Below are 6,991 nucleotides of genomic sequence, written 5' to 3'. Positions count from 1 at the left end.
TGCTCGCCGACCGGCTCCGGCCGGTGCTCGGCACGATGCGGGCGCGCGGCGCGTCGCTGCGGCAGCTCGCCGGCCCCGCCGTCGGGCTCACCGCGCTCGCCGCCGTCCCCGCCGCCCTGCTCGGGTACCTCGCGGGTCGGCTGCTGGACGCCGGCCCGCCGCAGCCCGTGTCCGCCTACGCGGTCGCCGCGCTGGTGGCCGCCGTGCTGCTCGTCTCCGCCGCCTCGGTGTGGCGGGAGCGGGGCGGCGGCCTCGGCTCCGTCGCCGACCGGCGCGACGACCTGGTGTCCGTGCGGCCGTCCGCGCGGCGGCTCGTCCTGGACGTGCTGCTGGTCGCGCTCGCCGTGATCGGCGTGGTGCTGCTGCGGCGGCGCGGCGCGTCCGCCGGGACCGACCCGCTCGTCGCCGCCGTCCCGGTGCTGCTCGGCGCGGCGCTCGGCGTGCTCGTCCTGCGCGGCTACCCGTACCTGCTGCGCGCCGCCGGGCCGTTCCTGCGGCGGCGCAGCGGCGCGGTCGCGTTCCTCGGCGTGGCCCGCGCGTCCCGGCAGAGCCTCGTGGGGGCGCTGCCGCTCGCCGTCCTGCTGCTGGCCGCGACCGTCGCCGGCTTCGCCGCCACCGTCGACACCGCCCTGCGGGACGGGCAGGTGCGCGCGTCCTGGTCGGACACCGGCGGCGACGCGCGGATCGAGGCCGGGCCGGTGGACGAGGCGGCGCTGGCCCGCATCCGCGCCCTGCCCGGCGTGACGGGCGCGGTCCCGGCCCGGGTCATCACCGGCGTCACCAGCGCCTCCGACCCGGCGCCGCTGACACTGGTCGGCGTGGACCTCGACGCCTACCGCAAGCTCGCCCCCGGCGTCCCCGGCCTGCCGTCCGGGACGGGCGCCTACCTGTCGCCGCTCGCCGCCCGCACCCTCGGAAACGGCCCGGTGACGCTCGGCCGCCCCGGGATGACCTCGATCGACGTCAAGCCGGCCGGGCAGGTCGAGCGGTTCCCCGGGCAGGGGACCGGCACCGCGTTCGTCGTCGTCCCGTACAAGCTGATCGCCGGTGAGACGGGCTTCCCGTCCCAGGTGTTCGTCACCGGGAACGTGGACGCGAAGGCCCTGCGCGCCGCCGCCCCCGGCCGGGACGTGCGGATGCGCCGGGACGTCCAGAAGGCCATGACCGACACGCCGCTGGTGACGGTCGTCCACGAGACGTTCCGCGACGGGGCGCTCATCGGCGGCGCGTACGGCCTGCTCGCGGTGCTGCTCGTCCTCGTCGTCGGCGCGCGCGCTCGCGGCCGCACCGTCGCCCACCTGCGCGCCCTCGGCCTCAGCCGGAGGCAGAGCCGCGGCCTCGCGCTCGTCGAGATCGCGCCCGTGCTGCTCTGCGCCGTCGGCGCCGGCTGGGTGCTCGGCCTGCTGCTGCCGGAGATCACCGGGCCGGTCGTCGACCTGCGCCCCTACACCGGCGGGTTCGCCGTCACCGCCCACACGCCCGGCCTCGCCGCGCTGCTCGGCCTCGTCGGCGCGCTGCTGCTCGCCGCCGCCGCGGCCGTCGCCGTCGACCGGCTCTTCGACGCCCGCCCCGGCACCGTCCTGAGAACGGGGGACTGATGACCGACGCACCCGACCTCGCCGAACTGGAACGCCGCGCAGCCGAACGCGGGCCGGTTTACGGCGAGGGCGCCCACATCGTCTGCGACAACCTGGTCCGCATCTACAAGACGGACGGCATCGAGGTCGTCGCGCTCCAGGGCCTCGACCTCCTGGTGGACCCCGGCGAGCTGGTCGCCATCGTCGGCGCGTCCGGCTCCGGGAAGTCGACGCTGCTGAACATCCTGTCCGGCCTGGACGTGCCGACCGCGGGCGTCGCCCGCGTCGCCGGGTCCGACCTGCTCACGATGGCGTCCAAGGAGCGGCTCCGGTTCCGCCGCGAGCAGGTCGGGTTCATCTGGCAGCAGACGTCCCGCAACCTCCTGCCGTACCTGACCGCCGTGCAGAACGTCGAGCTGCCCATGCGGTTCGCCGGGCGGTCCCGGCGCGAGCGCGCCACCCGCGCCGCCGAGCTGCTCGGCATGCTGGACGTCGGCGACTGCGCGAACCGGCGCCCCGCCGAGCTGTCCGGCGGCCAGCAGCAGCGCATCGCGATCGCCGTCGCCGTCGCCAACGAGCCCAAGGTCGTGCTCGCCGACGAGCCCACCGGCGAGCTCGACACCGCCACCGCCGCCGGGGTGTTCGCCGCGCTGCGCCGCGTCAACGAGGAGCTCGGCACCACCACCGTCGTCGTCACCCACGACGCGCAGGTGTCCGAGCGCGTCGACCGGACCGTCGGGATCCGCGACGGCCGCACCAGCGTCGAGGTCCGCCGCGGCGGCGGCACCGCCGAGGAGTACGCCCTGCTCGACCGCGCCGGGCGCGTCCAGCTGCCCGCCGCGTTCACCGAGTCCCTCGACATGCGCGACCGCGTCCGCCTCGCGCTGGAGAGCGACCACGTCGGCGTCTGGCCGGACCGGGAGGAACCGCATGAGTGACCCGATGGTGGCCGTCGAGGACCTGACCCGCGTCTACCGCACCGGCAAGATCGAGGTCCCGGCGCTGCGCGGCGCGTCGTTCAGCGTCGACGCGGGGCAGCTCGTCGCGATCAAGGGCCGGTCCGGCTCCGGCAAGACGACGCTGCTCAACCTGATCGGCGGCCTCGACACCCCGGACGGCGGCACCGTCCGCGTCGACGGCCGCGACGTCGGCGCCCTCCCCGAGAACGACCTGCTGGCGCTGCGCCGCGACCACATCGGCTACGTCTTCCAGTCGCACGGGCTGATCCCGGTGCTGTCGGCCGCCGAGAACGTCGAGGTGCCGCTGCGGCTCGTCCGGACGGACCCGAAGGAGCGCGACGAGCGCGTCCGCGTCCTGCTCGCCCTGGTCGGGCTCGGGGACCACGCCGCCCAGCGCCCCTACGAGCTGTCCGGCGGGCAGCGGCAGCGCGTCGCGATCGCGCGGGCCCTCGCCAACCGCCCGCGGCTGCTGCTGGCCGACGAGCCGACCGGCCAGCTCGACTCCGAGACGGCCGCCGCGATCATGCCGCTGCTGCGCGCGGTGGTGGCCAGCGAGGGCGTCACGGTCCTGGTGGCCACGCACGACCAGGGGCTGCTCTCCGAGGCCGACCGGGTGCTGAGCCTGGAGGACGGCGTGATCACCGAGGCGACCGTCCCGGCCGGCTGAGTCACTCGACGGGCACCGTGTAGGAGAGCTCGTAGCGGTCGGCGGGGACCACGATGTCGGCGGTCTCGACGGGCCGGTCCCCGCTGTAGGTGCGCCGGATCACCATCACGACGGACCCCATCGGCGCGCGGAGCCGCTCGGCCTCGTCCGCGAGGACGGGCCGCGCCGTGACGACCTCGGTGGCCTGCGCCACGTCCCGGCCGATGGCCCGCATCCGCGCGACCACGCCCGCCCCGGCCTGCGGCCCCTCCTCCGGCATCATCACCGGCGTGCCCCAGGTCAGGTCGAGCGGCTCCCAGGACGTGGACAGCATGACGGGCTGGTCGCCGGCGAAGAAGGTGTAGCGCGTCACCATCACCGGCTCTCCCACCGGGATGCGGAGGCGTTCGGCGACGTCCGGCGACGCCTTGTCGGTCTCCGAGCCCGACAGCCACGTGCCCTCGTGGCCCTGCGCCTCCATGTCCGCGCGGAACGGGGAGCCCGCCCGGCCGTTGGCGCGGTACCAGGCGCTGGTGAGGCGCCGCACCTGCGGGCGCCGCCGCACGTACGTGCCGCTGCCCGAGCGGGACACCACGTAGCCCTCGGACACCAGCAGCCGGACCGCCTCGACCGCCACCCGGTCGGAGACGCCGTGCTCGCCCGCGAGCTTGTACCGGGAGGGGACCCGGTCGCCGGGGACCAGGCGGCCGTCGGCGATCTGCCGGCGCAGGTCATCGGCGATGCGGAGGTATGCGGGTCTGGTCACGGTCACTCCGGCTGACGACGTGGATGATCGTTTTGTGGGTGTTCCTGCCGGAATGATCGCAGCCGATCCGTTGCCCGGACGTTGCGCCGGTTGGGTGGGCGATCGGGCGGGAAGTGATCGTTCATGGCGACCGTGGTTCTGGTGGGGACGCTCGACACCAAGGGGGACGAGTACGCGTGGCTGCGCGACCGGCTGCGCCGGCTCGGCTGCGACGTGGTCCTCGTGGACGCGGGGGTCCGCCCGCCGCAGGCGGAGGCCGACGTCCCGGCCGACGAGGTCGCGCGGGCCGGGGGCGCGTCCCTCCAGGTGCTGCGCGACGCCGGGGACCGCGGAGCCGCCGTCACCGCGATGGGCGAGGGCGCCGCGGCCGTCCTCGCCGAGCTGGACCGGGTCGACGCCGTGCTCGCCGTCGGCGGCAGCGGCGGGTCGTCGATCGCGGCGCGGGCCGTCCGCGACCTGCCCATCGGCGTGCCCAAGCTGATCGTGTCCACGATGGCGGCCGGGGACGTCGCGCCCTACGTCGGGGCCAAGGACGTGGCGATGATGTACAGCGTCGTCGACATCGCGGGCGTGAACCGGGTGTCGCGGCTCGTCCTCGGGAACGCGGCGGCCGCGGCGGCCGGGATGGCGAAGGCGTACGCGGCGCCCGCCCCGGTCATGGACGACCGGCCGCTCGTCGGGGCGTCGATGTTCGGCGTCACCACGCCGGCCGTCGAGGCGGCGCGGGAGCGGCTGGACGAGCTGGGCTACGAGGTGCTCGTCTTCCACGCGACCGGCGCCGGCGGGCAGGCCCTCGAAGGGCTCGCCGAGAGCGGGCTCCTGGCCGGCGTCCTGGACCTCACCACGACCGAACTCGCCGACGACCTCGTCGGCGGCGTCCTGTCGGCGGGGCCCGACCGGCTCACGGCGGCGGGCAAGACCGGCGTCCCGCAGGTCGTGGCGCCCGGCGCGCTCGACATGGTCAACTTCGGCCCGCTCGCGACGGTGCCGGAGCGCTTCCAGGACCGCAACCTCTACGTCCACAACCCGACCGTGACGCTGATGCGGACGACGCGGGACGAGATGGCCGAACTCGGGCGGCGGGTCGCCGGGAAGCTCGCCGCGGCCACCGGCCCGACCGTGCTCTTCCTGCCCCTCCAGGGCGTGTCGGCGCTGGACGCGCCGGGGATGCCCTTCCACGATCCGGAGGCGGACGAGGCGTGCTTCGCGGCCCTGGAGGGCGCCGTGGAGACCGAAAGGCTCGACATGAACATCAACGACCCGGCGTTCGGCCGCGCGATGGCCGACCGGCTGCACAAGCTGATCACGGAGGGGGCGCGGTGAACCGCGACACGGTCCTGTTCCGGCTGCGGAACGCCACCGCGGAGGGCAAACCGATCATCGGCGCGGGGGCGGGCACCGGGCTGTCCGCCAAGTGCGCGGAGGCCGGCGGCGTCGACCTGATCATCATCTACAACTCGGGCCGGTACCGGATGGCCGGGCGCGGCTCGCTGGCCGGGCTGCTGCCCTACGGGGACGCCAACCAGATCGTGGTGGAGATGGCGTCGGAGGTGCTGCCGGTCGTCAAGAGCACGCCCGTCCTGGCCGGGGTGTGCGGCACCGACCCGTTCCGGCTGATGCCGGTCTTCCTCGACCAGTTGAAGGCGATGGGGTTCGCGGGCGTCCAGAACTTCCCCACGGTGGGCCTCTACGACGGCGTGTTCCGGCAGAACCTCGAAGAGACCGGCATGGGGTACGCCCTGGAGGTCGAGATGGTGCGGCTCGCGCACGAGCGCGGCCTCGTCACCGCCCCGTACGTCTTCGACGAGGACCAGGCGCGCGCCATGGCGGAGGCCGGCGCGGACGTCCTCGTCCCGCACGTCGGACTCACCACCAAGGGCAGCATCGGCGCGGGCACCGCGCTGACGCTGGACGAGGCGGTCGAGCGGGTGCAGGCCATGCGGGACGCCGCGTTCGCCGTCCGCCCCGACATCGTCGTCCTCTGCCACGGCGGCCCCATCGCCGAACCCGAGGACGCCGCCTACGTCCTGTCGCACACGGAGGGCGTCGTCGGCTTCTTCGGCGCGTCCTCCGTCGAGCGCCTGCCGACCGAGCGGGCCATCACCGAGCAGGTCGCCGCCTTCAAGAACCTGGAGCTGTGAATGCGAGTCGGTCCCGACGACGTGGCGACGATGTCGTTCGACTGGGGGTCCATCAAGTGGTTCGTCACCCCGTCGAGCGTGGAGGGCGCGGGCAGCACGCTGGGCGAGGTGATCGTCAACCCCGGCAAGGGGCACGCGCGGCACAACCACCCCGGCGCCGAGGAGGTCATCTACGTGATCTCCGGCGAGGCGACGCAGATGGTGGACGACGGCGAGCCCTTCCCGATCCGCGAGGGCGACGCCGTCCACATCCCGAAGGGCGTCTGGCACTCCACGTACAACACGACGTGGCGGCCGCTGCGCCTCATCGTGACGTACACGCCGGGCGGCGAGGAGAAGGCCCTCGAAGGCGCCCCCGACTTCTGCCGCCACGACCCCGGCGCCGTCCCGGAGTGGAACCGGGCCTAGCCGCCCGGTTCGATGATCTTGCCGCGGACGTAGACCCAGTCGCCGTCCCGGCGGACGAACCGGCTGACCTCGTGCATCTCGCCGGGCCGCCCGTCCGCCAGGTAGCGGGCGCGGAACTCGACGACGCCCTTCTCGTCCGCCGGGCCGCCGTCCTCCTCCCGGACGACGTCGAGCCCCGTCCAGCGGGTGCCGCCGTCGAAGCCGACGCGCTCCGGGCGGGTCGCCGGGTGCCACGTGCGCAGCAGGTACGCCTCGTCCTCGACGGCGAACGCGCTGAACCGCGACCGCATCAGCTCCCCGGCCGTCTCCGCCGAACCCTCACCCCGGTGCAACCGGCCGCAGCAGTCCCGATACCGGGCGCCGACACCGCACGGACATTTCTTGGCCACAGCCCGCATTCTGCCCTGCGAGGAGGCATGCTCGCGGAACCATGATTCTTCGCGGGGATGTCTGATCGGGGCGTCCGCCGATCGTCTAGGGGGTGACGGCAACCG

At 74.8% G+C, this 6,991-nt stretch carries 8 protein-coding genes; 6 read left to right on the top strand and 2 right to left on the bottom strand.

What is annotated here, in order from left to right; translation table 11 throughout:
* From AB0K34_RS34555 to AB0K34_RS34545, 3 genes are all read left to right on the top strand, one after another.
* On the top strand, window positions 1-1,598 hold a 1,598-nt coding region (locus AB0K34_RS34555; RefSeq protein WP_364553118.1), incomplete at its 5' end, for an FtsX-like permease family protein.
* Entirely contained in the window at window positions 1,598-2,515 is a 918-nt protein-coding gene (locus AB0K34_RS34550; protein ID WP_138636048.1) for an ABC transporter ATP-binding protein, read from the top strand. The genes AB0K34_RS34555 and AB0K34_RS34550, both read left to right, overlap by 1 nt.
* A complete protein-coding gene (locus tag AB0K34_RS34545) occupies window positions 2,508-3,203 on the top strand; it encodes an ABC transporter ATP-binding protein (protein WP_138636047.1) in 696 nt (231 codons plus the stop codon). The genes AB0K34_RS34550 and AB0K34_RS34545 overlap by 8 nt, the downstream gene beginning before the upstream one ends.
* Window position 3,204: 1 nt before the next feature.
* Here the strand turns inward: AB0K34_RS34545 and AB0K34_RS34540 are convergent, their stop codons facing one another.
* Window positions 3,205-3,948 carry a GntR family transcriptional regulator gene (locus AB0K34_RS34540; RefSeq protein WP_301175383.1) on the bottom strand — a complete coding sequence of 248 codons (744 nt, stop codon included), beginning with the start codon at window positions 3,946-3,948 and terminating at the stop codon, window positions 3,205-3,207.
* 123 nt (window positions 3,949-4,071) lie between these two features.
* Here AB0K34_RS34540 and AB0K34_RS34535 point away from each other — a divergent pair, with 123 nt between their 5' ends.
* The 3 genes from AB0K34_RS34535 to AB0K34_RS34525 are packed head-to-tail and all read left to right on the top strand — an operon-like array spanning window position 4,072 to window position 6,497.
* Window positions 4,072-5,271 carry a Tm-1-like ATP-binding domain-containing protein gene (locus AB0K34_RS34535; RefSeq protein ID WP_364553116.1) on the top strand — a complete coding sequence of 400 codons (1,200 nt, stop codon included), beginning with the start codon at window positions 4,072-4,074 and terminating at the stop codon, window positions 5,269-5,271.
* Entirely contained in the window at window positions 5,268-6,089 is an 822-nt protein-coding gene (locus AB0K34_RS34530; RefSeq protein WP_138636044.1) for a phosphoenolpyruvate hydrolase family protein, read from the top strand. Before AB0K34_RS34535 ends, AB0K34_RS34530 begins: the two co-directional genes overlap by 4 nt.
* Window positions 6,090-6,497 carry a cupin domain-containing protein gene (locus tag AB0K34_RS34525; protein WP_138636043.1) on the top strand — a complete coding sequence of 136 codons (408 nt, stop codon included), beginning with the start codon at window positions 6,090-6,092 and terminating at the stop codon, window positions 6,495-6,497.
* Here AB0K34_RS34525 and AB0K34_RS34520 read toward each other — a convergent pair.
* Complete coding sequence (locus AB0K34_RS34520) at window positions 6,494-6,895, bottom strand: YchJ family metal-binding protein (RefSeq protein ID WP_138636042.1); 402 nt, start codon at window positions 6,893-6,895, stop codon at window positions 6,494-6,496. The two genes, AB0K34_RS34525 and AB0K34_RS34520, sit on opposite strands and share 4 nt — an antisense overlap.
* Between the last annotated feature and the right edge of the window lie 96 nt (window positions 6,896-6,991).

Origin of the sequence: Actinomadura sp. NPDC049382 (assembly GCF_040677125.1) — a bacterium.
Lineage (GTDB): Bacteria > Actinomycetota > Actinomycetes > Streptosporangiales > Streptosporangiaceae > Spirillospora > Spirillospora geliboluensis.
The sequence above is the reverse complement of the archived record's forward strand: the minus strand, read 5'-3'. Positions and strand labels throughout refer to the sequence as shown.

Coding starts and splice junctions, on each gene's coding strand:
- AB0K34_RS34525 (WP_138636043.1), top strand. CDS start 6,090: ATGCGAGTCGGTCCCGACGACGTGGCGACGATGTCGTTCGACTGGGGG.
- AB0K34_RS34520 (WP_138636042.1), bottom strand. CDS start 6,895: ATGCGGGCTGTGGCCAAGAAATGTCCGTGCGGTGTCGGCGCCCGGTAT.
- AB0K34_RS34535 (WP_364553116.1), top strand. CDS start 4,072: ATGGCGACCGTGGTTCTGGTGGGGACGCTCGACACCAAGGGGGACGAG.
- AB0K34_RS34550 (WP_138636048.1), top strand. CDS start 1,598: ATGACCGACGCACCCGACCTCGCCGAACTGGAACGCCGCGCAGCCGAA.
- AB0K34_RS34545 (WP_138636047.1), top strand. CDS start 2,508: ATGAGTGACCCGATGGTGGCCGTCGAGGACCTGACCCGCGTCTACCGC.